Source organism: Mesorhizobium sp. M0898, from assembly GCF_040319695.1.
Lineage (GTDB): Bacteria > Pseudomonadota > Alphaproteobacteria > Rhizobiales > Rhizobiaceae > Mesorhizobium.
Map to the genome: position 1 here is coordinate 1 of NZ_JAMYOE010000013.1, position 24,964 is coordinate 24,964.

Sequence of the window (24,964 nt, forward strand, 5' to 3'; positions counted from 1 at the left end):
GGCATCCCGAACCTCCCGGCGCAAAGCGCGCCAAACTGTTCGCGATGTCCTCGCACACCTGTTCGCGATGTCTCCGGTCCAAACAGGGGGGAGATCGGATGTCATCGCGACCTTCGCAAACCTTCGACTGTGAAGAGTGAGTGCAGTGCCGAAGCTGCCAATCTCCCTCCTTGAGGGGGAGATGGCCGGCAGGCCAGAGGGGGTGCCGTCGCGCCGGCGGTGGAGGGCGCCACTCCTCAACTCCCCGGCGGGCTCACCGGCTCCAGTGTCTTCGGCGGCGTCAACCGGCCATGTCCAGACACGGCATTGCCGGCGTCCGGCGCCAGCCGCATGAACGACAGCGAGGCTGCCGCCGACACCGCCGCTACGATGAAGAAGGCGGTGTGGAAGTCGCTCAGCGTCAGCGGGCCGCCATGGATCTTGGTCGACACTTCGAGGATGCCGCCGGCCAGCGCCACGCCGAGCGCGATCGCCAACTGCTGGAACACGGCCGTGATCGGCGTCGCCTTGCTGGTGTCGGCGGCCGAAATCTCGGCGTAGGCAAGCGCATTGATGCCGGTGAAGAACATCGAGCGGATGAAGCCCCCGGCGAGGAGCATGGCGAGGATCAGCCCGTAGGGCGTGTCGGGTGTGAACAGGCCGTTGATGGCGATGGACGCGGCAGCGATGAGCGAGCCTGAAATCAGCACCCGGCGGAAGCCGGCGACCCTGAAGATCAGCGCGGTGACGAATTTCATGCCTATGGCGCCGATTGCCGAGACGAAGGTGATCATGCCGGACTGGAACGGCGTCAGCCCGAAACCGATCTGGAACATCAGCGGCAACAGGAAAGGTACGGCACCAATGCCGATGCGGAACAGTCCGCCGCCGAGCACCGACGAGCGGAACACCCGATTGCGAAACAGCTCGAGCGCCAGCAGCGGGTTCTTGGCGCGGCGCGCGTGCAGCAGGTAAAGCACCGCCGATGCCAGCCCGATGGCAACGGTGATAAAGCCGGCGACTGGCGGCAGAGCCGGCAGGCTGACCACCGACAGGCCGAACACGATGCCCGATGCCGCCAGCCCGCTCAGCACGAAACCGATGAGATCGAGCGGCGGCGTCTGCGCGGCGTCGGTCTTCGGCAGGAAACGCGTGGCCAGCCAGATGCCGATCAGCCCGATCGGCACATTGATCAGAAAAATCCAGTGCCAGGAAAAATAGGTGGTGATGAAGCCGCCGACCGGCGGGCCGACCAGGGGGCCGACCAGAGCCGGGACAGTCAGCCACGACATGGCGGCGACGAGCTCGCTTTTCGGCGTCGCGCGTACCAGCACCAGGCGTCCGACCGGCGTCATCATGGCGCCGCCAATACCTTGCAGGAAACGTGACACCACGAAAGCCGGCAGCGAATTGGAAATGGCGCACGCGACCGAACCGACGATGAACACGGCGATCGCGGCGCGGAAGACATTCTTGGCGCCGAAGCGGTCGGCCATCCAGCCGCTGATCGGAATGAAGATCGCCAGCGATACCAGATAGGCGGTCAGCGCCAGCTTGAGCGCGATCGGGCTGGTGTGGATGTCGATGGCGATCGCCGGCAACGATGTCGCAATGACGGTCGAATCCATGTTTTCCATGAATAGAGCGACCGCCAGGATAAGCGGAATGGTGCGGTTCACGATGGATCCGGCCTTGAAATGTGCGTCGCGATTGCTTGCCGGCCCTGGGGGCCAAACCGACAGGTAGGGCGGTTATCATGGTTTGGCCCGGATGTCGTATTAATTTGCTGTCACGTTTGTGCGACCGCAAGTCCCGCAGCCCCTGGGGCAAAATGCAGCTTCGCCACTACACAACCATCGGCTTTTCAACGGCCACGGGACGTGTTACGAGCCAGCGCCAATCCTGAAAGGGAAGAAGACGAGTCGGCGCTGTCCATCCAGGGCGAGCGCCTTTCCTGCATTCCGAGGGCTGGCCATGGCAAAAATCATCGAGACGTCCACCGGCGCATTGGCGCTGACCTTTGACGACGTGCTGCTGCAGCCGGGTCATTCCGAGGTCATGCCCGGCGAGACCGACATCCGCACCCGCATCGCCGGCGACATCGACCTCAACGTGCCGATCCTGTCGGCCGCCATGGACACGGTTACCGAGGCGCGGCTCGCCATCGCCATGGCCCAGGCCGGCGGCATCGGTGTCATCCACCGCAATTTCTCGCCGGCCGAACAGGCCGAGCAGGTGCGGCAGGTGAAGAAATTCGAGTCCGGCATGGTGGTCAACCCGGTCACCATCGGTCCCGAGGCGACGCTTGCCGATGCGCTGGGTCTGATGCGCACCTACAGCATTTCGGGCATTCCGGTGGTCGAGAACGGCGGCACCGGCGGCCACACGGTCGGCCGGCTCGTCGGCATCCTGACCAACCGCGACGTCCGCTTCGCGTCCGATCCGGCGCAAAAGGTCTATGAGCTGATGACCCGCGAGAACCTGATCACGGTCAAGGAGAACGTCGATCAGGACGAGGCCAAGCGGCTACTCCACCAGCACCGCATCGAGAAGCTTGTTGTGGTCGATCGGGACGGCAATTGCGTCGGGCTGATCACGGTCAAGGACATCGAGAAGTCGCAGCTCAACCCGCACGCCACCAAGGATGCGCAGGGGCGCTTGCGCGCAGCCGCCGCCACCAGCGTCGGCGATGACGGTTTCGAACGCGCCGAGCGCCTCATCGACGCCGGCGTCGACCTTCTCGTGATCGACACCGCGCACGGTCATTCGCAGCGCGTTCTGGATGCGGTGACGCGGGCCAAGAAACTGTCCAACTCGGTTCGCATCCTGGCCGGCAACGTCGCCACCGCGGAAGGCACCTTGGCGCTGATCGATGCCGGCGCCGACGCGGTCAAGGTCGGCATCGGACCAGGCTCCATCTGCACCACCCGCATCGTCGCCGGCGTCGGCGTGCCGCAGCTCTCGGCGATCATGTCGGCGGTCGAGACGGCGCAGAAATCCGGCGTTTCGGTCATTGCCGATGGCGGCATCAAATATTCGGGCGATCTCGCCAAGGCGCTGGCCGCCGGCGCAAGTGCTGCGATGATCGGCTCGCTGCTGGCCGGCACGGACGAGAGCCCGGGCGAGGTCTATCTGCACCAGGGCCGCTCCTTCAAAGCCTATCGCGGCATGGGCTCGGTCGGCGCGATGGCGCGCGGCTCCGCCGATCGGTATTTCCAGGCCGAGGTGCGCGACACGCTGAAACTGGTCCCGGAAGGCATCGAAGGGCAGGTGCCGTACAAAGGACCTGTGTCTGGCGTGCTGCACCAGCTTGCAGGCGGCCTGAAAGCCGCTATGGGTTATGTCGGTGGCCGCGACCTTGCCGATTTCCGCGAGCGCGCCACTTTTGTGCGGATATCCAATGCCGGACTTCGTGAAAGCCACGCCCATGACGTCACGATTACCCGCGAAAGCCCGAATTATCCTGGCGGAGCCTAACCGTCATGCGTCTTGGCGCAATCTGGCGGCAATGATCCTGCGGCTGTCGCGCCACGCGGCCGCACTCTGTGTCGCCACCGTGGCGGTTTTCATCATCATGACGGCAATGGAGTTCCTCTATTTTCGCCAATTGAGCGGCGGTCTGCCGTCGCTCGACATGCGCTATGCCGGTTTCACCCCGGATGAGGGCATGGCCTGGCTGACGGCACTCGGCCGGCGCGGCAGCGAAATTATTCTCGTCTGGCATTACCTGACCTTCGACCTGCTTTTTCCGGCGCTGCTGTCGCTGACGATGGTCAGCCTGATCCTGGCCACGGGCCGGCGGCTGAAGAATTTCCGTGCACTGCCTGCGCAAACCCAGTCGATATTCGCGGTTGTGCTGGTGCTGCCCTACCTGCTTACCGACTATGCCCAGAATATCGCCGTGGCTCGTCTTTTGTCCGATTTTCTGTCGGCCAATCCGGATTCGCTATCCTTCGCCTCGGCGCTGATCGTCACCAAATTCGCCCTACTGGCGATACCAGTGACCGTCACTGCGGCTTTCACTCTGATGGCTCAGAGACGGCCTTGAAGGCTGGGTGACAACGAAAGGGGCGTCTTGAACCAGACCGCGATCTTCTGGCCGATGCTGGCGCAGGTGCTGCTGGTCTATATCGTCCATATCATAATGGGCCGGCGCCGCTATGGTGCGGTCAGGTCGGGCGAAGCCAAGACCGGCCAGTTCAAGACGCGCTCGACGGAGCCTGGGTCCAGCATCACCGTCGCCGACAATCTGAGCAACCAGTTCGAACTGCAGGTGCTTTTCTACGTCTTATGCTTGACGCTGCACGTGACCAATGGCGTCAATTATCTGACCTTGGCTCTGATGTGGATCTTTGTCGTCTCCCGCTATCTTCACGCGTCGGTCCACTTGACCAGCAATCGGATAATCCTGCGCAGCAGGGCATTCTACCTGGGCGCGGTAGTTCTTGCACTTGGCTGGATATGGCTAGCGCTGCATCTGCTCGGCTTGGTCTGAGCAAGCTCAAGGCTACAAATCGAACACAGCGATCTTGCGCTTGTCGAACCTGATGGCGAGTTCACCGCGCACCAGCCTGAGCGCGGCCTCGCCGAAGACGGCACGCCGCCAGCCTTGCAATGCTGGCACGTCGGCTTCCTCGCCCTCGGCAGCGATGCGGTCGATGTCGTCGCTGGAGGCGAGTACCTTCGATGCGACGCCTTCCTTTTCGGCAACGATCCGCAGCAGCACCTTCAGCAACTCCGCCGCGGCGCTTGACCCCTCCGGCGGCTGGAAGCTCTTCGGCAGCTTCGGCATCTCTTCCCTGGGCAGGGCAAGGGCAGCGTTTACCGCGCCAAGCAGTGCCGTCGCCGTCGACGAGCGCTCCCAACCCTTCGGCGTGGTACGCAGCTTGCTCAGCGCCGCAGCGTCGCGCGGCGCCTGCTGCGCCACTTCGTAGATCGCATCGTCCTTGAGCACCCGGCCGCGCGGCACGTCGCGCTCGCGCGCTTCGCGTTCGCGCCAGGCGGCCACCGCCTGCACGATCGCCAGTTCCTGCGGCTTGCGCAGCCGCATCTTGAGCCGCTTCCAGGCATCCTCGGGATGCGGATCGTAGGTCTCGCGCGAGGTCAGCACGTCCATCTCCTCGTTCAGCCAGTGGGCGCGGTTTTCCCGCACCAACTCGGCGCTGAGATGCTTGTAGACCTCGATCAGGTGGGTGACGTCGGCGAGCGCGTAGTCGAGCTGCTTTTCGGACAGCGGACGGTGGCGCCAGTCGGTGAAGCGCGAGGACTTGTCGAGCCGCGCTCCGGTGATGCGCTGCACCAGCTGGTCGTAGGAGACGCTGTCGCCGAAGCCGCAGACCATTGCCGCGACCTGGGTGTCGAACACCGGATGCGGCACCAGATCGCCGAGATGCACGATGATTTCGATGTCCTGGCGCGCCGCATGGAAGACTTTGACGATCGCCTCGTTGGACATCAGCCTGAAGAACGGTTTCAGGTCGATGTCGGGCGACAGCGGATCGATCAGCGCGGTCACCCCGGGCGCTGCCATCTGGATCAGGCACAGGATCGGCCAGAAGGTCGTTTCGCGAATGAATTCGGTATCGACGGTCACGAATTCCGCCTTTTCGAAGGCGGCAATAGCGGTCTCGAGTTCTTTCTGGGTGGTGATGACGTGCATCAAATCGCTTTTGGCAAGGGATAGGGTCTCTTTCAATTTCAGCCGCGCGCGCTTTCGTCAAGCGCAAGCACCTCTATCCAGGCTTTGCGGGTTCATCGGGATCGGCATTCCGCTTCGCCAACCGGGCAAAAACCGTCGAGGTGCGCAACAGCGCCGTAAAGCGGCTGCGATGGGTGGCCGGCACGGCGGAGCGCGCCTGCATCCGGTAAAGGATGACGGCCACGAAGATCGCATAGACGGTGGCGCTGAACACGAACAGCGCGCTCGGCCCGAAAAATTGCATCACCGTCGAGGCTGCGAACGGCCCGCCGATGGCGCCGAAGGAATAAAACAGCATCAAGGCAGCGTTGATCAGCACGAACTCGCCCTTGTCGGCGCGGTCGTTGGAATGCGCCGCTGACAACGAATAGAGCGGCATGGCGAAGCAGCCGAAGATGAAGACGAGCAGGAAGTTGAGAAACGGGCTGCCGCCTGCCACGAATGCCAGCGCCAATGCCGCCACCATCGCACAGCACGTCGTCATCAGCAGCACCGAGCGCCGGTCCCAGCGGTCGGAGAGATAGCCAAGCGGGTATTGGATGATGGCGCCGCCGAAAATGCCGACGCTGACGAAGGTGACGACGTCGGCGACCGACATGCCGATCTGCTCGGCATAGACCGGCGACAGGGTGCGGAAGGCGCTGTTTGTGACGCCGACGGCGATACAGCCGAAGCAGCCGAGCGGCGAGATCCGCCAGACGCGCGCCAAATCGAGCTTGACGTCTTCCGGCGGCGTCGGATTGGAGCGGTCGCCGAGCGAAACCGGCACCAGCGAAACGGTGATCATCATCGACATGATGGCGAAGATTGCAAAGCCGCCGGCGCCAAAGATCGGGATCAGGAACTGGGCGCCCGTCACCGAGCCGATGTCGACCATCCGGTAGATGGCAAGCACCCGCGCCCGGTCGGTGTTGGTGACGCCGGAATTCAGCCAGGCTTCCATGATGGTGAACAGGCCGGCAAAGCAGAACCCGCCGGCAAAGCGCACGGCGCACCACATCACCGGATCGATGACCAGCACCAGAAGCAGCGTTCCCGCCGAGGCGATCGCCGCAAGTGCCGAAAAGGCGCGCACATGGCCGACGGACTTCATGATGCGGGTCACGGCAAGGCAGCCGAGCAGGAAGCCGGCGAAATAGAACGTGCCCATCAGGCCGATCGAGGAAGCGGGAAAACCTTCCTGCGCACCACGCAGCGCAATCAACGTGCTCTGCAGGCCGTTGCCGCCGAGCAGGATGCCGGCGGCGATCAGGAGGGGGATCAGCGGGCGGATGGAGGACATGAAGGAAAGCCTGTCGTTGATCCTTCTTGAACCATCGGCTTCGCCAATGCCAGCGGCAATTCCCGGTGGCGTTGGGGCCAGCCGGGGGCCTTAATGCATGTCGCGCAAAAGTGTGCAGCGGTTTTGCGATAACGACATGTATAAAAACAAGGACCTAAAGCGCGTCGCATGAGGCCGATCGAACGCGACACGTTTTAGGTGCATTACCGCGGGGGAACTTGCGCTACCGCGTGGCGCCGGACCCTCCGTGTTGGGAACCAAGGCGTATCTTTGTAGTTCAGTGCTGGTGGGCGAATACGCGTCTTGTGAGCCGCCGGTGTGCGGAGACGGTGTCAGCATCGACGTCGTTTCTGCTGCCCGGCCTGAAGCTCCAAAGGGAGGTCCGCCATCATGAAATTTCATTCCGCATTTGCGGCATTTGCCGTGGCCGCAGTTCTGGCGGCCGGGCCGGCGCGGGCTGTCGACCTCGCCATGGTGTCCGGAGATACCGGCAACGGCCAGAGAATCCTTCGCGAGATCCTCGATCAATACGAGAAGAAGACCGGCAACAAGGTTAGCGTCGTTCCGCTGCCTCCCTCGGCGACGGACCAGTTTGGCCAATACCGGCTCTGGCTTGCCGCCGGAAGCAGCGACGTCGACGTCTATCAGACGGACATCATCTGGGCCCCCCAGCTTGCAAGGCAGTTCATCGACCTGACCGAAGCGACCAAGGATGTCGTTGGCGCCCATTTCCCATCGATCATCAAATCGCAGACCGTTGACGGCAAGCTCGTCGCCTTGCCGATATTCACCGACGCTCCGGCGCTCTACTACCGCAAGGATCTCCTCGACAAATACGGCGCCGGGGTCCCGGCCAGCTGGGCTGAACTTGCCGATACCGCCAAGCTTGTCATGGACAAGGAGCGCGCGGCCGGCAACAAGGACATGTGGGGTTTCGTTTTCCAGGGCAACGCCTATGAGGGGCTGACCTGCGATGCACTCGAATGGGTGAAGTCGAACGGCGGCGGCCAGATTATCGAGCCGGACGGCAGGATCTCCATCAACAATCCGCAAGCAGCTGCGGCGCTGGAAATGGCGAGGAGCTGGGTGGGAACCATCTCACCGCCCGGCGTTCTGGCCTACCAGGAAGAAGAGTCGCGCGGAGTCTGGCAGACCGGCAACGCCGTCTTCATGCGCAACTGGCCCTACGCCTACGCGCTTGGCAACAGCGAAAGCTCCCCCATCAAAGGCAAGTTCGAGGTGACCACGCTGCCGCCGGGGTCTGGTGAGGGCGCGCACCCGGCAGCAACGCTTGGCGGCTGGAATCTCGCGGTTTCCAAATATTCGAAGAACCCGGATGCAGCGATCGAGCTGGTCAAATGGATCGCCTCGCCTCAGATGCAGAAGTACCGCGCCTTGAAGGGGGCATATCTGCCGACCATCCAGGCACTCTATGACGATGCCGACATCGCCAGCGCCCAGCCGGTGATTCCGCGCTGGAAGGAAGTCGTCCTCAACGCGGTGCCGCGTCCCTCGGCCCAAGCCAAGAGCCGGTACAATGAGGCATCGAGCGAGTTCTGGACCGCCGTCCACAACACGATTTCCGGCGAGGGCACAGCCGCCGACAACCTTGCCGATCTGGAGTTCTCCTTGACCAGGCTCAAAGGCACCGCCTGGTGACCCCGCCGCGCTCAGGCTCGCTGCTGGCGCGTCAACGTACGCGCTCGGCATGGCTGTTGCTTGCCCCGATGCTCATCGTGCTCGCCGCCGTTGCCGGTTGGCCGTTGATGCGCACGATCTATTTCGGCTTCACCGACGCCTCGCTCGCCGACCTCGAAGCCCGCCGCTGGGTTGGCTTCGCCAACTATTTCTCCGTCGTGCAAATGCCGAGCGGCCGCGTCGTCTATGACGGGCTGCTCGCCGATCCGGTCTGGTGGCGCGCCGTCTGGAACACGGTGCGCTTCGCGGTGATTTCGGTGACCTGCGAGACGGTGCTCGGCATGATCGTCGCGCTGGTGCTCAACGCCAGGTTTCGCGGCCGCGGTATCGTGCGCGCCGCGATCCTCATCCCTTGGGCGATCCCGACGATCGTCTCGGCGAAAATGTGGCAGTGGATGCTCAACGACCAGTTCGGCATCATCAACGACGTCCTGCTCAAGCTCGGCCTGATCAGCACCAAGATCGCCTGGACGGCCAGCGCCGACACGGCGATGGTCGCCGTCCTTGTTGTCGACATCTGGAAGGCAACCCCCTTCATGGCGCTTCTCATTCTCGCCGGCCTCCAGATGCTTCCACAAGAAATCTACGAGGTCGCCAAGCTCGACGGCGTCGGCGCGTGGAGAATTTTCTGGAAGATCACTTTGCCGCTCATCCGACCGGCGTTGATGGTGGCCATGATCTTTCGCGGTCTCGATGCCCTGCGCATCTTCGATCTGATCTACGTGCTTACGCCAAACAACATACACACCAAGTCGATGTCGGTGTTTGCCCGCGAGAGCCTGTTTGAGTTCGACAAGTTCGCTTCCGGTTCCGCCGCCTCGACGCTTCTCTTCCTTATCCTCGCTCTGCTGACCATGCTCGTTCTTTGGCTCGGCCGGATACGACTGGACAAGGACTATTGATCATGGGGGACAACTGACCATGTGGATCGTCAAGCGCACGGCTTTCTACCTCCTCGTCGCCGTTATCGTCGTCGTCGCGGTGTTCCCGTTCTACTACGCCATCATCACCAGCCTGAAATCGGGGACGGCGCTCTTCCAGATCGACTATTGGCCGAAGACGATTACCTTCAGCAATTACAGGACCGTGTTCACCGAGGGGACCTTCCTGCGCAACCTCGTGAACTCGCTGTTCATCTCGAGCGCCGTTGTCGTCATTTCGCTGTTCCTCGGCGTCACCGCCGCCTATGCGCTGGCGCGCATCCGCTTCCGCGGCCGCTCGGCTCTGCTCCTCACTATCCTGTCCGTTTCGATGTTCCCGCAATTGGCGGTGCTTGCCGGGCTTTTCGAGCTGATCCGCATCTTCGGCCTCTACAATTCGCCGTTCGCGCTGATCTTGTCCTACATGATCTTCACCTTGCCGTTCACCGTCTGGGTGCTCACCGCCTTCGTTCGCGACCTGCCGATCGAGCTGGAGGAAGCGGCGATCCTCGATGGCGCCACGCCCTGGATCATCATCAGCCGCGTCTTCCTGCCGCTCATGTGGCCGGCGCTGGCGACCACCGGGCTTCTCGCCTTCATCGGTGCGTGGAACGAGTTCCTGTTCGCCCTGACGTTTACCTCCAGCAACGAGCAGCGAACCGTGCCGGTCGCCATCGCTCTGCTCTCCGGCAGCTCTCAATTCGAGATCCCGTGGGGCAACATCATGGCCGCATCGGTGATCGTCACCGTGCCGCTCGTCGTCCTCGTTCTCATCTTCCAGCGCAAGATCATTTCCGGTCTCACGGCGGGCGGGGTGAAGGGGTGAGTGCATAGTTGAACTGCCGGCACAGAGCAGCGAACTCAGATTGACGCCTCGAGCATAAATTGATGCCGGTGGGACTCGACCCGGCTGCAGCTTGCCTTGACAAATGCACCCTCTCATGTGCTTTTCGCGCAAATTTTCAGGCTGGGCCATCATGCCTTGGCCGCAACCCAACATCCGGACTTTAAGAATGACAATGCATCGTTACCGCAGCCATACCTGTGCCCAGTTGAGGAAGGCCGACGTCGGCTCGACCGTTCGCCTGTCGGGCTGGGTGCATCGCGTGCGCGACCATGGCGGCCTGCTGTTCATCGATTTGCGCGACCATTACGGCCTGACCCAGATCGTCGCCGATCCGGATTCGCCCGCCTTCAAGATCGCCGAGACCCTGCGCGGCGAATGGGTCGTCCGCGTCGACGGCGAGGTCAAGGCGCGCCTCGCCGACACCGTGAACCCTAATTTGCCAACCGGCGAGATCGAAGTCTTCGCGCGCGAGATCGAGGTACTGTCGGCCGCCAGGGAATTGCCCCTGCCGGTCTTCGGCGAGCCGGATTACCCAGAGGACATCCGCCTCAAATACCGCTTCCTCGACCTGCGCCGCGATACCCTGCACAAGAACATCGTCGCGCGCACCAAAATCATCGCCGAGATGCGCAAGCTGATGGGCGAGGTCGGCTTCACCGAATTCTCGACGCCGATCCTGACCGCCTCGTCGCCGGAAGGGGCGCGCGACTTTCTGGTGCCGTCGCGCATCCACCCCGGCACTTTCTATGCGCTGCCGCAGGCACCGCAGATATATAAGCAGCTGATCATGGTGTCCGGCTTCGACCGCTACTTCCAGATTGCGCCCTGCTTCCGCGACGAGGACCCGCGCGCCGACCGTCTGCCGGGTGAATTCTACCAGCTCGACGTTGAGATGAGCTTCGTCGAGCAGGAGGATGTGTTCACCACCATGGAGCCGGTGATGCGGGGGGTGTTCGAGACCTTTGCCGCCGGCAAGCCGGTGACGGAGAAGTTTCCGCGCATCGCCTATGATGTCGCCATGCGCAAATACGGCACCGACAAGCCGGACCTGCGCAACCCGATCGAGATGCAGGCCGTCTCGGATCATTTTCGCGACTCTGGCTTCAAGGTATTTGCCAACATCCTTGCCAACGATCCGAAGGCCGAGGTCTGGGCCATTCCGGCCAAGACCGGCGGGTCTCGCGCCTTCTGCGACCGCATGAACTCATGGGCGCAAGGCGAGGGTCAGCCCGGCCTCGGCTACATCTTCTGGCGCAAGGAGGGCGAGAAGCTCGAAGGCGCCGGGCCGCTGGCCAAGAACATCGGCGAGGAGCGCACCGAGGCGATCCGACAACAACTCGGCCTCGCCGATGGCGATGCCGCCTTCTTCGTCGCCGGTGATCCGAAGAAGTTCGTCTCCTTCGCGGGAGCGGCGCGCACCCGCGCCGGCGAGGAGCTCAATCTTGTCGACCGCGACCGCTTCGAATTGTGCTGGATCGTCGACTTCCCGTTCTTCGAATGGAACGAGGAGGAGAAGAAGATCGACTTCGCGCACAATCCTTTCTCGATGCCACAAGGCGGCATCGATGCGCTTAACGGCGAGGATCTGCTCGGCATCAAGGCGTTCCAGTACGACATGGTCTGTAACGGTTTCGAGATCGCCTCCGGCGGCATCCGCAACCATCTGCCCGAAACCATGGTCAAGGCGTTCGAAACCGTCGGGCTGGACCGCGCAACGGTCGAAGAGCGCTTCGGCGGCCTTTATCGCGCCTTCCAGTATGGCGCGCCGCCGCATGGCGGCATGGCGGCCGGCATCGACCGCGTCGTCATGCTTCTGGTCGGCGCCAGGAACCTGCGCGAAGTGACTATGTTCCCGATGAACCAGCAGGCCTACGACCTGTTGATGAGCGCGCCGTCGGAAGCCAGCCCGCAGCAGCTTCGCGAATTGTCGCTGCGCGTGGTGGCGACGAAGAAAGAGGTTTAGAAAACGCTCCGAACCGGTGCTGTTGATTCATAAAAAAGCCCGGCATCGCTGCCGGGCTTTTTGCTTGAAGCCTGTCTCGGTCAGTCTTCGTTTGCCGTAACCGTCACGCCGAGCGTTTTCGGCAGGTCGAGCGGGTTGGACATGGCGCCCGCCATGATCAGCGCGAACGGCACCGCTGCCGGCGGCTCGGCCGAGACCTCGATGCTTTGCGGATCGTCGAGGAACTTGTTGACCGCGGCCGAAACCTGCGCGGTCAGTTCCGGATTGTTGAGCTGCGCCATGCCGAAGGGCACGATCGCCTTGGCCTGGTTGGCGATGTCCTTGCCGGACATGCCTTGCTGCTTGCCGGCATAATCGAGCACCTTTTTGGTCAACGAATCGTCGTCGAAGCGGATCGAGGCGCTGTTGAACGAAAGCTGCTGCAGCAGCCCGAGCATGGCCATGCCTTGCGCCGAATTGTCCGCGCCTTCGGGCTGCGCTGCCATCTTCTTCTGCATCTCCTGCAGTGATTTGATGACGTCCAGCGTGTAGCCGCCGAGATCGAAGGTCATGCCGAGCGTGCCGGCATTGTCGACCGATATTTCGTATTTCGACAAGTCCATCCTGCCGTCGGTAGGCTGCCAGGTGCCTTCCATCTCAAGATTGCCTGTTATGTTCTGGTAGCCGAGTGCGTTGATGACTTCCTTGGACTTCGGATCTTCGACCAGGGTCAGGTCGGCAGCGAATTTTTCCGTAGTGCCGGAAAACGCCATGGCCTTGCCGTCGGCCGGCGGCGTGATTGCGATGGCAAGCCCGTCCATCGAGAAAGCAGTTTTGTCAGCCACTTTGACTGTCATGTTGTCGAGCTCGGCCGATTTGTACATCATCAGCGAGCCCAGCGGACCGGTTGCGCCTTCGGCCGGAACCGTCATGTCGTGGATGACGAAGGGGCTGAGATTGAGCGTGACGCCATCTTCGCTGTGTTCGAACGGCGACGTCGATACGGTCGCGATTTGATAGCCGCCATTGGCTTCGGTCACACCTTCGAGCTTGACGTCGCCGATCTTGAGCGCCTCCTTTTCGGCCGCCGGTTTGACCGCTACGCCTTGCAGAACCATGCTGGAGGTGTCGCCGGTTACTCCGGTCCAGGAGAGGTCGACACCCTGCGCGGCGAGGCCCGCCTTCAGCCGGTCGGCGACTGCGGTATCCTGCGCGAACGCCGCATTCAGCGGCAGCGTCAGCAAAAAGGTCGAAAAAGCCAGTCTCTTAATAAGTGTCGAGTGTCTGATCGTCATCGAGAGCTCCCCTGAGAGTGTCCTGAAATTCTTTTCAAATCGTCGCGTCGTCACCATTCGGTGACGAACTGGACCGGAAAAAGGCGGGCCTCGGCACAATGGTCGAAAATCGCGGCCAAAGGCAAACCCGATCCATCAGCCTTGCGATAGAAGCAGGATGTAACGGATTGATGTTGGCCGGCGTCGCGACGCTTCCAATTCCTGTTGCATAATGGATGTCGCGCAACGGTTTTGCGGTAACGACATGCATCAAAACAAGGGCCTAAAGCGTCGCATGGGCCGGTCGAACGCGATGCGCTTTAGGAGCACGCATACCGGTGTGCCTCTTGCCGCGAATCACCCGCTCGGCTAGTGCCAGCCCATGGGAAAAAGGCTTTTGCCGCCTGAAACTGGCGGCGGCGATAATATTGAGCCGGTCGATCTGAAGAAGGCGCTGGAAGAGCGCTATCTCGCCTACGCGCTGTCGACCATCATGCACCGGGCACTGCCGGACGTGCGCGACGGGCTGAAGCCGGTGCATCGTCGCATCATGCATGCCATGCGCCTGTTGCGGCTTAACCCCGACCAGGGTTTTGCCAAATGCGCCCGCATCGTCGGCGAGGTGATGGGCAAATTCCATCCGCATGGCGACCAGTCGATCTACGACGCGTTGGTGCGGTTGGCGCAGGATTTTTCGATGCGCTACCCGCTGGTCGACGGGCAGGGCAATTTCGGCAATATCGACGGCGATAACGCCGCCGCCATGCGCTACACCGAAGCGCGCATGACCGAAGTGTCGACGCTGCTGCTGGAAGGCATCACCGAGGACGCCGTCGATTTCCGCCCGACCTACAACGAGGAAGACGAGGAGCCGGCCGTGCTGCCCGGCGCCTTCCCGAACCTGCTCGCCAACGGCTCGTCCGGCATCGCCGTCGGCATGGCGACCTCGATCCCGCCGCATAATGCGGCCGAGCTCTGCGACGCCGCGCTTCACCTGATCGATCATCCGGATGCGCCCGTCACCAAGCTGATGGATTTCGTGCAAGGTCCGGATTTCCCGACCGGCGGCATCATCGTCGACAGCCGAGCCTCGATCCTCGAAGCCTACGAAACGGGTCGCGGCGGCTTTCGCGTCAGGGCGAAGTGGAGCCAGGAGGACCAGGGCAGGGGCACCTGGAACATAGTCGTCACCGAAATCCCTTACGGCGTCCAGAAGGCCAGACTGATCGAAAAGATCGCCGAGCTCTTGATGGCGCGCAAGCTTCCGGTGCTCGAGGATATCCGCGACGAGAGCGCCGAGGACATCCGCGTCGTGCTGGTGCCGAAGAGCCGCTCGGTCGATCCCGGCATCATGATGGAATCGCTGTTCAAGCTGACCGAGCTCGAAAGCCGCTTTCCGCTCAACATGAACGTGTTGTCGCGCGGCAAGGTGCCGAACGTGCTGTCGCTGAAAGGTGTGCTCAAGGAATGGCTGGAGCACCGCCGCGACGTCCTGATCCGCCGCTCCAAGCACCGCCTCGGCGAGATCGAAAGGCGGCTGGAGATCCTCGCCGGCTATTTGATCGCCTACCTCAACATCGACGAGGTGATCAGGATCATCCGCGAGGAGGACGAGCCCAAGCAGGTGATGATGGTGCGCTGGTCGCTGACCGACACCCAGGCTGAAGCCATCCTCAACATGCGGCTGAGAGCGCTGCGCAAGCTCGAGGAATTCGAAATCCGCGAGGAATTCAATGGCCTGACCGGCGAGAAGAAGCAGATCGAGGCACTGCTTGCGTCCGACGCCAAGCAGTGGGCGACGATCAAGTGGGAAGTCGCCAATGTTCGCCAGAAATACGGGCCCGACACCGAGATCGGCAAGCGCCGCACCGAGTTCGCCGACGCACCCGAGCATGACCTGACCGATATCGCCCACGCCATGATCGAGCGCGAGCCGGTCACCGTGGTGGTTTCGGAAAAGGGCTGGCTGAGGGCCATGAAAGGTCATCTGACCGACCATTCGGCCCTGACCTTCAAGGAAGGCGACAGCCTCAAGCTCGCCTTCCACGCCCAGACGACCGACAAGGTGCTGGTCTTCACCACCGGCGGCAAGTTCTACACGATCGGCGCCGACCGGCTGCCGGGTGGGCGTGGCCACGGCGAGCCGATCCGCATCATCGTCGACATGGACAACGACCAGGATATCGTCACCGCTTTCGTCCATGATCCCAAGCGCAAGCTGCTGCTGGTGTCGCATGAGGGCAACGGTTTCATCGTGCCGGAAGAAGAAGTCGTCGCCAACACCCGCAAGGGCAAGCAGGTGATGAACGTCAAGGCGCCCGACGAAGCCCAGCGCTGTGTGAGCGTCGCCGGCGACCATCTCGCCATTGTCGGCGAGAACCGCAAGATGCTGGTGTTCCCGCTGGCCGAGATCCCCGAGATGGGACGCGGCAAGGGCGTGCGCCTGCAGAAATACAAGGATGGCGGTGTCCTCGACCTCAAGACCTTCACGCTGGCAAGCGGCCTGTCCTGGCAGGATTCGGCAGACCGCACCTTCACCAAATCGCGTGACGAGCTTGCCGAATGGATCGGCGCCCGCGCCTCGGCCGGCCGCATGGTGCCGAAGGGTTTCCCGAGGACTGGCAAGTTCGGGTGAAGCGGTAATCTCCCCCCTCGAGGGGGAGATGGCCGGCAGGCCAGAGGGGTCCCCGCGCATGAAGCGCCAGCCTGCTTTGTTCGTGGTAAGGTCGCGTCAGGACGTCCCGACCCCCTCTGTCGCCTTCGGCGACATCTCCCCCTCAAGGGGGGAGATTAGCAGCGCCACCCGAACATTTGGAATGCGTCACGATTGCTGCACTATATCAGTGCATAAGCGATGCGATGGGCTAGGGAGAATTGGGCGCTTGAAGGAAATCAGGATCCAGAAGCCGGAGCGGCAACAGCGTCTGTTTGGCCTGTCGACGCCGCTCAGGGCCGCTGTCATTCCACCGCTGTCGGCGGCGCGCTGGCTCCTGGTGCTGATCGTCGCCGCCGGCGTATATTTTTTCCACGGCTTCCTGTTCCCGGTCCTTGCCGCCCTGGTTATCGCTTTCGCCAGTTGGCCGCTCTATCGGCGGCTGCTCGCAGGCGTCGGCGGCAACCGCACGATTGCCGCTACGCTTGCGATCCTGTTCATCCTGACCTTCCTGGTGGTGCCGATCGCGCTTGCCGGCACCTACGCCATCAACGAGGTGCGCGAATGGGTCGGCTGGGCTATCGAGACCAACCGCTACGGCGCGCCGACGCCGCACTGGATCGCCACGCTGCCTGTAGTAGGCGAATGGCTCAATGAACAGTGGACGGTCAACGTTGGCCATCCAGGCGGTATCGGCGAACTGATCCAGCTGATCAGCGGCGCCAATATCGGCAGCATCTATCGCGGCGCGCTTGCCGCCGGCGGCAGCGCCTTCGGACTTTTGCTGACGCTGCTGTTCATGATGATCGCATTGTTCTTTGCCTATCGCGACGGCGAGCATTTCGCCGGGCAGGTCGATCGCCTCGGCGAACGCATCCTGCCGGCCCGATGGGAACGGATCTCACGCGTGGTGCCGGCGACGATCTCGTCGACGGTTACCGGTATGACCGTTATCGCCATCGGCGAAGGACTGGTGCTGGGCATCGCTTACTGGTTGGCCGGCGTACCGTCGCCGGTGACGCTCGGCGCGCTGACCGGCATCATGGCGCTTATCCCCGGCGGCGCGCCGCTGTCGTTCACGCTGGTCTCGATCTATCTCGCCGCCAGCGGCTCGCCGATGGCGGGGCTGGCGCTGTTCGTCTGGGGCGCGGTCGAACTCTTCATCGTCGACAAGACATTGCGCCCGAAGCTGGTCGGCGGGCCGATAAAGCTGCCCTTCCTGCCAACCTTTTTCGGCCTGATCGGCGGCGTCAAGACAATGGGTTTTCTCGGCCTGTTCATCGGCCCGGTGCTGATGGCCCTGCTGGTCGCAATCTGGCGCGAATGGCTGCGCGAGGTGGAACTGACCGATGAACTCGCTGCCGCCGAACCGGCGGAGCAGGAAGATGCACCGCCGCAGATTGAAATTGTTGCCGAACGCGCCGCCGCGAAAAAGAATCAGGCCGGGTGACTGACGGCGAACGTGGCGCGGCGCTTGCGCCCGTCGTGCAACTGCCAGAGCGAATGGCCGATCAAGGTCATGATGAGGATCGCGCCGCCGATCAGGCTGTTGCGCGTCGGTGTTTCGGCGAAGATCATCCACACCCAGACCGGCGCCAGCACGGTTTCAAGCAGGTAGAACATCGCCACCTCCGGCCCGGAGATGTATTTCGGGCCGTTGGCGAGGCAGAAGAAAGAGATCGGCATGATGACGGCACCGTTGAAGACGATCCACCATGGCGCGTTGACGTGAAAACCCACCTTGGAAACCATCAGGGTGGCGACGGCCAGCGGCAGGACCACTCCGATCAGCGCCGTGAAACCCATATCCTTGCCGCTGGCGCGCGAGATGGTGATGGCCGCGGCGATCATGAAAGCCGAGCATAGCGCCATCAGGTCGCCGAAGAGATGTCCGGTTCCAACGGAATCGCCGACAATGATCGTCACGCCGACGATCATAAGTGCCAGCGCTGCAAGCGTCAGGGGCCGTGGCCTCTCCTTCAGGAACAGCCATGACAAAAGGGCCGCGAACATGGTTGTGAACGCCAGGATGAAAACGAGGTTGGCTGTCGAGGTATTGTAGACACCGGTGATGAAGGCGATCGAGCCGAGCCCGTAGAGGCCGGCAACGATGAGCCCTGACCAGCCCGGTACAAGCTGCGGTGCCTTTGCGCTCAGCGATCGCCAGGCGGCCCAGATGATAAGCGTGGCGACGAAGGTCGTGCCGGTGCGCAACAGCAGGATCGTCCACGCCTCGCCGTCGGCGAGCCGGATCAGCGGAATGTCGACGGTCAGCGTCAGCCCGCCGATGGCGGTGATCAGAAGGCCTCTCTGGTGGTCGTTGTGGGAAGACATGCGGCAATTCTCGCGTAGGCTTGGAGGCGCAAAATTGACCCGCCCGGTTTCCCAGCCGATCGGCCGGAAGCCCAGCGGCATCCTCCTCGAAACAATTTAAGAGTGAATACCGAAAGCGAAGATCAGCGCGAAACCGCTTCGTGATTGTAGCGTTCCCAGCCTTTCGGGCCGAGATGCTCCTGCGGCTGGAAGCGCATCTTATAATTCATCTTGCGCGAGCCGTTGACCCAGTAACCCAGGTAGACATGGGGCAGACCCATCGCCCTGGCGCGGGCGATGTGATCGAGGATCATGAAGGTGCCGAGCGAACGGTCCTCGAAGTCCGGGTTGAAGTAGGAATAGACCATCGACAGGCCATCGGCCATCTTGTCGGTAAGCGCCACGGCGATCAGTTCGCCCTGGCCCTTGCCGGTAATGAAGCTGTCAGGTCCGCGGCGACGGTATTCGATGACCTTGGTGTCGACATGGGTATCCTCGACCATCATGGCGTAGTCGAGCACGGTCATGTCAGACATGCCGCCACGGCGGTGGCGGACGTCGAGATAGCTGCGGAACAGCGAATACTGTTCGGTGGAGGGTTCGGCGTCGTGCATGGCGCCGACCAGATCCGAATTATGCTGTATGACCCGTTTCATGTTGCGGCTGGCGGTGAATTCCTGCGCCAGGATGCGCACGGACACACAGGCGCGGCAGGTCTCGCAGGCCGGCCTGTAGGCGATGTTCTGCGAGCGCCTGAAACCGCCCTGCGTCAACAGATCGTTCATCTCGGGGGCCTTGTCGCCGACCAAGTGTGTGAACACCTTGCGCTCGAACTGGCCCTCGAGATAGGGACATGGCGAGGGCGCGGTCAGAAAGAACTGCGGCGACTGGGTCGGGTGCTGCGTCATCGAGCCTTGGAAATACTCCTGCGAATCGCTCTACCTTTGGCGCGGACGCCGAAAAATTCAACAGGATTGTGAAAGCCTGGTTGATTGGACGTCTTCACATTTGTGCGCAAAGGCTGCGGCCGCGCTTCAAAAGTCTGCTCAGCGGCCACTGCGGCTGACAACGGTGCCGAGCAGCAGGTCGTGCAGCGTGCGCTTGCGGTCGGAAAACAGGCTCACCAGCAGGACCAGCGGCGAAAGGATGACATTACCGGCCCAAAACAGCACCGAATGCACGACGGCGGTCAGCCCGTCGATGCGGCTGCCGTCGAGTCGGTCGAGCCGGATGCCCATCATCTTCATGCCGGTGGTGGCCTGGTCTTTACTGCCGAGCGTGTTCCAGATGTAGAGGATGGCGACGGTCGGCACGAGAATGGAAAACAGCATCCAGCCGAGGCCGAGCGTCAACAGCCCGAACAGGAACACCAGGATCGCGAATGGAATGGTGAGCAGCGCGACGATGAAATAGTCGATGACGAAAGCGAGAATGCGCCGCGTGCGCACGCCCTCATAAGAGCGGACATCTTCGAGCCTGCTGGTGATGATTTCGCCGTCGAGAACGCGAGCGTTCATGCCATTTCCTCGTAATCGAACCCGGGTTAATGCACGGGCCGCGTATTGATGAAATGGTGAAGGTTCGCGGCGGAATCAAGATCGAGCCTTTCGCCGCCGTGTAGATGGCGACAGAGCGCCTGGGGCCGTCTGACTTGTTGAATTCACGGCGCGGATAGCGTTAGTTTGCTGCGGCGCACAAAGCGCGCCGAGCCGAGGGGACGGGGCGACATGGACTACGACATGCTGGTCATCGGCAGCGGCCCATCCGGGCGCCGCGCCGCGGTGCAGTCGGCCAAGCTCGGCAAGTCGGTGCTGGTGGTCGACAGGGGCCGGCGTCTCGGCGGCGTTTCGGTGCATACCGGCACTATACCGTCGAAGACGTTGCGCGAGACGGTGCTCAACCTCTCCGGCTGGCGCGAGCGCGGCTTTTATGGACGCGGCTACCGCGTCAAGCAGGACATTTCGGTCGGCGATCTGGTCGAGCGCCTGCACAAGACGCTCGACCATGAGGTCGAGGTGCTGCAGCACCAGTTCATGCGCAACACGGTCAAGAGTGCGCGCGCCGCGGTAAAATTCCTGGGCCCCAACAAGGTCAGCCTGACCACCGACACCGGCGACTACAGCGAGGTTGGCTTCGCCCATGCGCTGATCGCGGTCGGCACCCGGCCGCACCGGCCGCGCGACGTGCCGTTCGACAAGACACGGATCTTCGACAGCGACGAGATGCTGGAGCTCGATCGGCTACCGCGCACGCTGACGGTGATCGGCGCCGGCGTCATCGGCGTCGAATATGCGACAATCTTTTCGGCACTCGACGTTCCGGTGACACTGGTCGAGCCGCGCAACACGATGTTGGATTTCGTCGACCGCGAGATCGTCGACGACTTCATCCATCAGATGCGCGACCGCGGCATGACCATCCGATTGGGCAGTGCCGTCAAGGAGATCGCCTCGAAACCCGACTATGCTGAGGTGACGCTGGCCGACGGCCGCACCATACGTTCCGAGATCGTGCTTTATGCCGCGGGACGCACCGGCAATGTCGGCAATTTAGGGCTCGACGCCGTCGGCATCGAGGCTGATTCGCGAGGCCGCATCAAGGTCGATCCGCAGACCTTCCAGACCAGCGCGCCCAACATCTATGCCGCCGGCGATGTCATCGGCTTTCCGAGCCTGGCATCGACCTCGATGGAGCAGGGCAGGGTGGCCGCCTGCCATGCCTTCGGCGTGCCCTTGCCGCCCCCGCCCGAAACCTTTCCCTACGGCATCTACGCCGTGCCGGAAATCTCCACCGTCGGGCAATCCGAGGAGCAGGTGCGCGAGAGTGGTGCCGCCTACGAGGTCGGCGTGGCGCGGTTCCGCGAGACATCGCGCGGCCACATAATGGGCGTCAACACCGGTTTCCTGAAGCTTCTGTTCTCGATCGAAACACGCCGTCTGCTCGGCGCCCATATTGTCGGCGAGGGCGCGACCGAACTCATCCACATCGGCCAGGCGGTCATCAATCTCGGCGGCACCGTCGACTTCTTCGTCAACAACACCTTCAACTATCCGACGCTGGCCGAAGCCTACAAGATCGCCGGGCTGGACGCCTGGAACCGCATGGGGCGAGGGTAGCTTCGGGGCTCATCGATCCGACGCTGCAACGGCGACCGCAGGATCCGCCAGCCATTGCCTGACGATGTCGGCGTCCGGATCGCCAATTTCATGGCCGGAGGCGACGGTGTGGGCCTCGACCTTGGCGCCATGCGAGTTCAGTAGAGCGGCCAGCACCGGCGCGAATGGCACGTAGGTCAGGTCGGCGGCGCCGGCGATGATCAGCGCCCGCGCCTTCGACAGGTCGGCCGGCGGCACCTCGTCGAGCACCGGCATCGGACGCAGCAATGCAGCGCGCTCGATGAAGCCCGGATGCAGCAGCATGACGCTTGAGACCAAATTGGCGCCGTTCGAATAGCCGAGAAAGGTCGCGTGGCGGAGATCGAGGCTGTGGCGCTTCGCGACGCCGGCGACGAAGGCCGCGAATGCCTCCGCCTCCGCGCGGATGCTTGCCTGCTCGAATCGCGTCGGGGTGATTCGCGTGAACCAACGGAACCCGTCCTCCTGAGGGATGCGGCCACGGACCGCAACCAGCGCCGCATGCGGCGCGATTTGCCGACCAAGCGGCAGCAAGGACGTCTCGTCGACACCCGATCCATGCAACAGGAACAGCCAGTCACCCAGTAAGTTGGCGGGTCGATGGAGCCGGTAGAAAAAGCCTGAATTCTCCTGCAGAATACCGTCTTCGAGGCTCTCCTCGGCCATGGTCACATCCTCTTGATTTCGCGTTACTTTCGTTAATTTGCCGGCTTCAAAACAAAATATTTTCAAGCTCCGCGAAAGTTGATTGAACCGGGCGCATTTCAGTCCGTTTCTTTGCCGATATAATCCCCGCGGGGGGATCGAAGCAGTGTGCGCCGGGTGGTCGCCCGAGGGATCGCATGCCGGACATAAAACAACCAGCTTTAAGGCCTTTTATCGATGACCATGCCAGTTTCGCCGGAACGCGATACGCGTATTGACGTGTTCCGGGCTCTCGCCCTCCTGTCCATATTCATCGACCACGTGCCGGGCACCGTTTTCGAAACCCTGACCTATAAGAATTTCGGGTTTTCGGATGCGGCCGAGGCCTTCGTGCTGATCTCCGGCATGTCCGTCGCTCTTGCCTACGGCACCAAATTCCAACCAGGAAACCGGCTGGTCGCAACGCTGAAGATGTGGCGCCGCGCCGGCGTGCTCTATGTCACCCACATCGTCACGACGATGGTGGTCATGGCTATCTTCTGCGCAGCGGCGGTGTTTGCGAAACGGCCGGACCTTCTGACCCTGATCAACATCGAGCCGCTCGTCAGGAACCCGCCGCAAGTCCTCGTCGGCATCGTCACGCTCGGCCATCAGCTCGGTTACAACAACATACTGCCGGTCTATGCGGCCCTGCTGTTGATGGCGCCGGCCTTCCTGCTGTTCATCAGCTACAGGCCGCTGGCGGCGCTTGCCGTATCCGCAGCCCTTTGGCTGATTGCCGGTATCTACCAGATCGCGCCGCCGAACTACCCGGAGCCCGGTTTCTGGTTCCTCAATCCGCTGTCATGGCAATTGCTGTTCAATATCGGCATGGCCAGCGTGTTGCATGTGCGGCGCGGCGGCACCGTCCCTGTCAATCGCTGGCTGGTCGGCGCGGCCGCCGCCTATGTGCTGACGGCGCTCGTCTGGGTGCACAGCCCGCTGTGGGGGCATGTGTCATGGCTTGACCTGCCGGTGGTGCTGACCGGTTTCGACAAGACGTTCCTGTCGTTGCCGCGGCTGCTGCACATCCTGGCGATGAGCTATCTGGTCGTCGCCTTGCCCTTCGTCTCGAACCTGTTCCGCACCGGCCGCGACAATCCGCTCGCCATATTGGGCAAACGCTCGCTGCCGGTTTTCATTGCCGGCACGGTGATTGCCATGGCGGCGCAGGTGATGAAGCTGATCAACCCGGGCGGCATTGCCTATGACAGTCTGCTGCTCGCCGCCGGCATCGCCATGCAGTTCGCGCTCGCCTTCTATCTGGAGTGGCTGTCCGCCATCGGCTGGTCCGGCAAGGGCAAGCCGGTCCGCAACGAGGCGCCGCCTGTCCGTCCATCCTTTGGCATCGGTCCCATGGCGGCCAATAGGTAAGATTTGGAGCCGATCTGCCCCAGTCAGCCTGTACTTGGCGGCGGTCCGGACGATGCCCTGACGACAAGTTCGACGTCGAGCGTTTCTCGCCGCACGGTGCCGTCGAAGTCGAGGATTCTTCGCGCTGCCCGGCGGCCGATCTCGGCGATCGGCTGGGCGATGGTGGTGAGCGGAGGCTCGCAAGTTGCGGCTTCAGGCACGCCGTCGAAGCCGACGACGGAAACATCGCGGGGAACCGCGATGCCCCGTGCGTTGAGCCATTCCAATGCCACCATCGCGATCCGGTCCGACATCGCCAGGATGGCGGTCGGCGGTTCCGCCGAGGCGAAGATGGTTTCGACACCGGCCCTTGTGCTCGCCTTATCGTTTTCCGTCTCGTAGACCGGCACCTTGGCGGTGTCGACACCAAACCGGGAAAGCTCTTCGAAATAGCCGAGGAGGCGGTCACGGGTTCCGGTATAGACCGCGGTCCGGACCTGCTCGGGCGAGACAAGACCGGTGCTGTCGTCGGCGAAGGCCAGCGACAGCACGGCGAAGCGGCGATGTCCAAGTTCCGCCAGATGGCGCGCCGCGAGCCGGCCGCCGGCAACATTGTCGATACTGATCGCCGAGACCGTCTCGTCCTGCGAGCCGAGCTCGAGCGCGACGAAGGGGAGCTTTCGTTCGCGCGTCAGCTCAACGAGACGCGGACCGCCCTCGATGCAGAAAAGGATGAAGCCATCCACGAGGGCGCTCTGGATATTCCAGGCAAGTTTTTCCTCGTTGCCAGCCGACACGAGGGCTATCCCCGCGCCGGTGGCGTCGCAGGCTTCCGAGATGCCGGCCATCATCACGCGGGCAAACGGGTCGTCGAAGAAATAGGACAGCGGCTCGGTTGTGGCGACGCCGATTGCATTGACCTTGCCGGCGCGCAGCAGCCGGCCCTTGGGATCCGGGCCGGCGTAGCCCAGCGCCTCGGCCGCCGCCTTGACCCGCTCGCGGACTTCCTCGCGCACGATTTCGGGACGGCTGAAGGCATTGGAGGCAGTGCCGTGCGATACGCCCGCGGCTTTGGCGATGTCTGCCAGCCGGATGGGCCTCCTGCTGCCCTCGGTGGGTGATGTCATTTGTTCGTCTCCAGGACTCCTGTCCGACAGTAGTGCCGATTACCTAACATCTTCCTTGGA

The 24,964-nt window shown here is 62.6% G+C and carries 20 protein-coding genes; 11 read left to right on the forward strand and 9 right to left on the reverse strand.

From position 1 onward, the window contains the following. Positions 1 to 236 precede the first annotated feature (236 nt). A complete protein-coding gene (locus NKH90_RS15970; RefSeq protein WP_352820048.1) occupies positions 237 to 1,658 on the reverse strand; it encodes an MFS transporter in 1,422 nt (473 codons plus the stop codon). 295 nt (positions 1,659 to 1,953) lie between these two features. Here NKH90_RS15970 and guaB point away from each other — a divergent pair, with 295 nt between their 5' ends. The 3 genes from guaB to NKH90_RS15985 are packed head-to-tail and all read left to right on the forward strand — an operon-like array spanning position 1,954 to position 4,474. Further along, positions 1,954 to 3,456, forward strand: coding sequence for an IMP dehydrogenase (guaB, locus tag NKH90_RS15975; RefSeq protein ID WP_352458563.1), 1,503 nt, complete (start codon positions 1,954 to 1,956; stop codon positions 3,454 to 3,456). Positions 3,457 to 3,487: 31 nt separating this feature from the next. After that, positions 3,488 to 4,027, forward strand: a complete 540-nt coding sequence (locus NKH90_RS15980; RefSeq protein WP_352766924.1) for a hypothetical protein — start codon at positions 3,488 to 3,490, stop codon at positions 4,025 to 4,027. 27 nt (positions 4,028 to 4,054) lie between these two features. Further along, a complete protein-coding gene (locus NKH90_RS15985) occupies positions 4,055 to 4,474 on the forward strand; it encodes an MAPEG family protein (protein ID WP_352766922.1) in 420 nt (139 codons plus the stop codon). 12 nt (positions 4,475 to 4,486) lie between these two features. Here NKH90_RS15985 and rnd read toward each other — a convergent pair whose 3' ends face one another. Then, a complete protein-coding gene (gene rnd, locus NKH90_RS15990; protein ID WP_352766920.1) occupies positions 4,487 to 5,638 on the reverse strand; it encodes a ribonuclease D in 1,152 nt (383 codons plus the stop codon). A 73-nt stretch (positions 5,639 to 5,711) separates the two neighbouring features. Beyond that, the gene (locus tag NKH90_RS15995) at positions 5,712 to 6,959 is read right to left on the reverse strand and encodes an MFS transporter (RefSeq protein ID WP_023674455.1); all 1,248 of its coding nucleotides are present in this window, start codon (positions 6,957 to 6,959) and stop codon (positions 5,712 to 5,714) included. Positions 6,960 to 7,349: 390 nt separating this feature from the next. On the opposite strand from NKH90_RS15995, the gene NKH90_RS16000 reads away from it, so the two are divergent. The 4 genes from NKH90_RS16000 (at position 7,350) to aspS (ending at position 12,387) form a co-directional block, all read left to right on the forward strand. Further along, complete coding sequence (locus tag NKH90_RS16000) at positions 7,350 to 8,618, forward strand: ABC transporter substrate-binding protein (protein WP_352766918.1); 1,269 nt, start codon at positions 7,350 to 7,352, stop codon at positions 8,616 to 8,618. Positions 8,619 to 8,686: 68 nt separating this feature from the next. Next, positions 8,687 to 9,559: a carbohydrate ABC transporter permease gene (locus NKH90_RS16005; protein WP_352472057.1), complete on the forward strand. Its 873-nt coding sequence runs from the start codon at positions 8,687 to 8,689 to the stop codon at positions 9,557 to 9,559. 19 nt (positions 9,560 to 9,578) lie between these two features. After that, a complete protein-coding gene (locus NKH90_RS16010) occupies positions 9,579 to 10,403 on the forward strand; it encodes a carbohydrate ABC transporter permease (protein WP_352472041.1) in 825 nt (274 codons plus the stop codon). A gap of 193 nt (positions 10,404 to 10,596) precedes the next feature. Beyond that, a complete protein-coding gene (gene aspS, locus NKH90_RS16015) occupies positions 10,597 to 12,387 on the forward strand; it encodes an aspartate--tRNA ligase (RefSeq protein WP_352820089.1) in 1,791 nt (596 codons plus the stop codon). Positions 12,388 to 12,467: 80 nt separating this feature from the next. On the opposite strand, the gene NKH90_RS16020 is transcribed toward aspS, so the two are convergent. Beyond that, positions 12,468 to 13,661 (reverse strand): aq_1923 C-terminal domain, encoded by a 1,194-nt coding sequence (locus NKH90_RS16020; protein WP_352820049.1) that lies wholly within the window; start codon positions 13,659 to 13,661, stop codon positions 12,468 to 12,470. A gap of 361 nt (positions 13,662 to 14,022) precedes the next feature. Here NKH90_RS16020 and parC point away from each other — a divergent pair, with 361 nt between their 5' ends. Both parC and NKH90_RS16030 read left to right on the forward strand, forming a co-directional pair. Then, on the forward strand, positions 14,023 to 16,275 hold the full coding sequence (parC, locus tag NKH90_RS16025) for a DNA topoisomerase IV subunit A (RefSeq protein ID WP_352820050.1): 2,253 nt from the start codon (positions 14,023 to 14,025) through the stop codon (positions 16,273 to 16,275). A 247-nt stretch (positions 16,276 to 16,522) separates the two neighbouring features. Then, a complete protein-coding gene (locus NKH90_RS16030; protein WP_352542394.1) occupies positions 16,523 to 17,743 on the forward strand; it encodes an AI-2E family transporter in 1,221 nt (406 codons plus the stop codon). Here NKH90_RS16030 and NKH90_RS16035 read toward each other — a convergent pair. The 3 genes from NKH90_RS16035 to NKH90_RS16045 all read right to left on the reverse strand — a co-directional run bounded on the left by NKH90_RS16035 (position 17,731) and on the right by NKH90_RS16045 (position 20,123). Beyond that, a complete protein-coding gene (locus NKH90_RS16035; RefSeq protein WP_352472036.1) occupies positions 17,731 to 18,627 on the reverse strand; it encodes a DMT family transporter in 897 nt (298 codons plus the stop codon). The genes NKH90_RS16030 and NKH90_RS16035 overlap by 13 nt on opposite strands. A 122-nt stretch (positions 18,628 to 18,749) precedes the next feature. After that, entirely contained in the window at positions 18,750 to 19,514 is a 765-nt protein-coding gene (locus NKH90_RS16040; protein ID WP_352472035.1) for an arginyltransferase, read from the reverse strand. Between the two features lie 138 nt (positions 19,515 to 19,652). Then, the gene (locus NKH90_RS16045) at positions 19,653 to 20,123 is read right to left on the reverse strand and encodes an RDD family protein (RefSeq protein WP_352472034.1); all 471 of its coding nucleotides are present in this window, start codon (positions 20,121 to 20,123) and stop codon (positions 19,653 to 19,655) included. Between the two features lie 210 nt (positions 20,124 to 20,333). On the opposite strand from NKH90_RS16045, the gene sthA reads away from it, so the two are divergent. Next, complete coding sequence (sthA, locus tag NKH90_RS16050; protein WP_352472033.1) at positions 20,334 to 21,722, forward strand: Si-specific NAD(P)(+) transhydrogenase; 1,389 nt, start codon at positions 20,334 to 20,336, stop codon at positions 21,720 to 21,722. Positions 21,723 to 21,731: 9 nt separating this feature from the next. Here the strand turns inward: sthA and NKH90_RS16055 are convergent, their stop codons facing one another. Further along, a complete protein-coding gene (locus NKH90_RS16055) occupies positions 21,732 to 22,406 on the reverse strand; it encodes an alpha/beta hydrolase (RefSeq protein ID WP_352820051.1) in 675 nt (224 codons plus the stop codon). Between the two features lie 216 nt (positions 22,407 to 22,622). Between NKH90_RS16055 and NKH90_RS16060 the strand changes: the two genes are divergently transcribed. Next, on the forward strand, positions 22,623 to 23,798 hold the full coding sequence (locus NKH90_RS16060; RefSeq protein WP_352820052.1) for an OpgC family protein: 1,176 nt from the start codon (positions 22,623 to 22,625) through the stop codon (positions 23,796 to 23,798). A 23-nt stretch (positions 23,799 to 23,821) separates the two neighbouring features. Here the strand turns inward: NKH90_RS16060 and NKH90_RS16065 are convergent, their stop codons facing one another. Then, positions 23,822 to 24,904, reverse strand: coding sequence for a LacI family DNA-binding transcriptional regulator (locus NKH90_RS16065; RefSeq protein WP_352501502.1), 1,083 nt, complete (start codon positions 24,902 to 24,904; stop codon positions 23,822 to 23,824). Between the last annotated feature and the right edge of the window lie 60 nt (positions 24,905 to 24,964).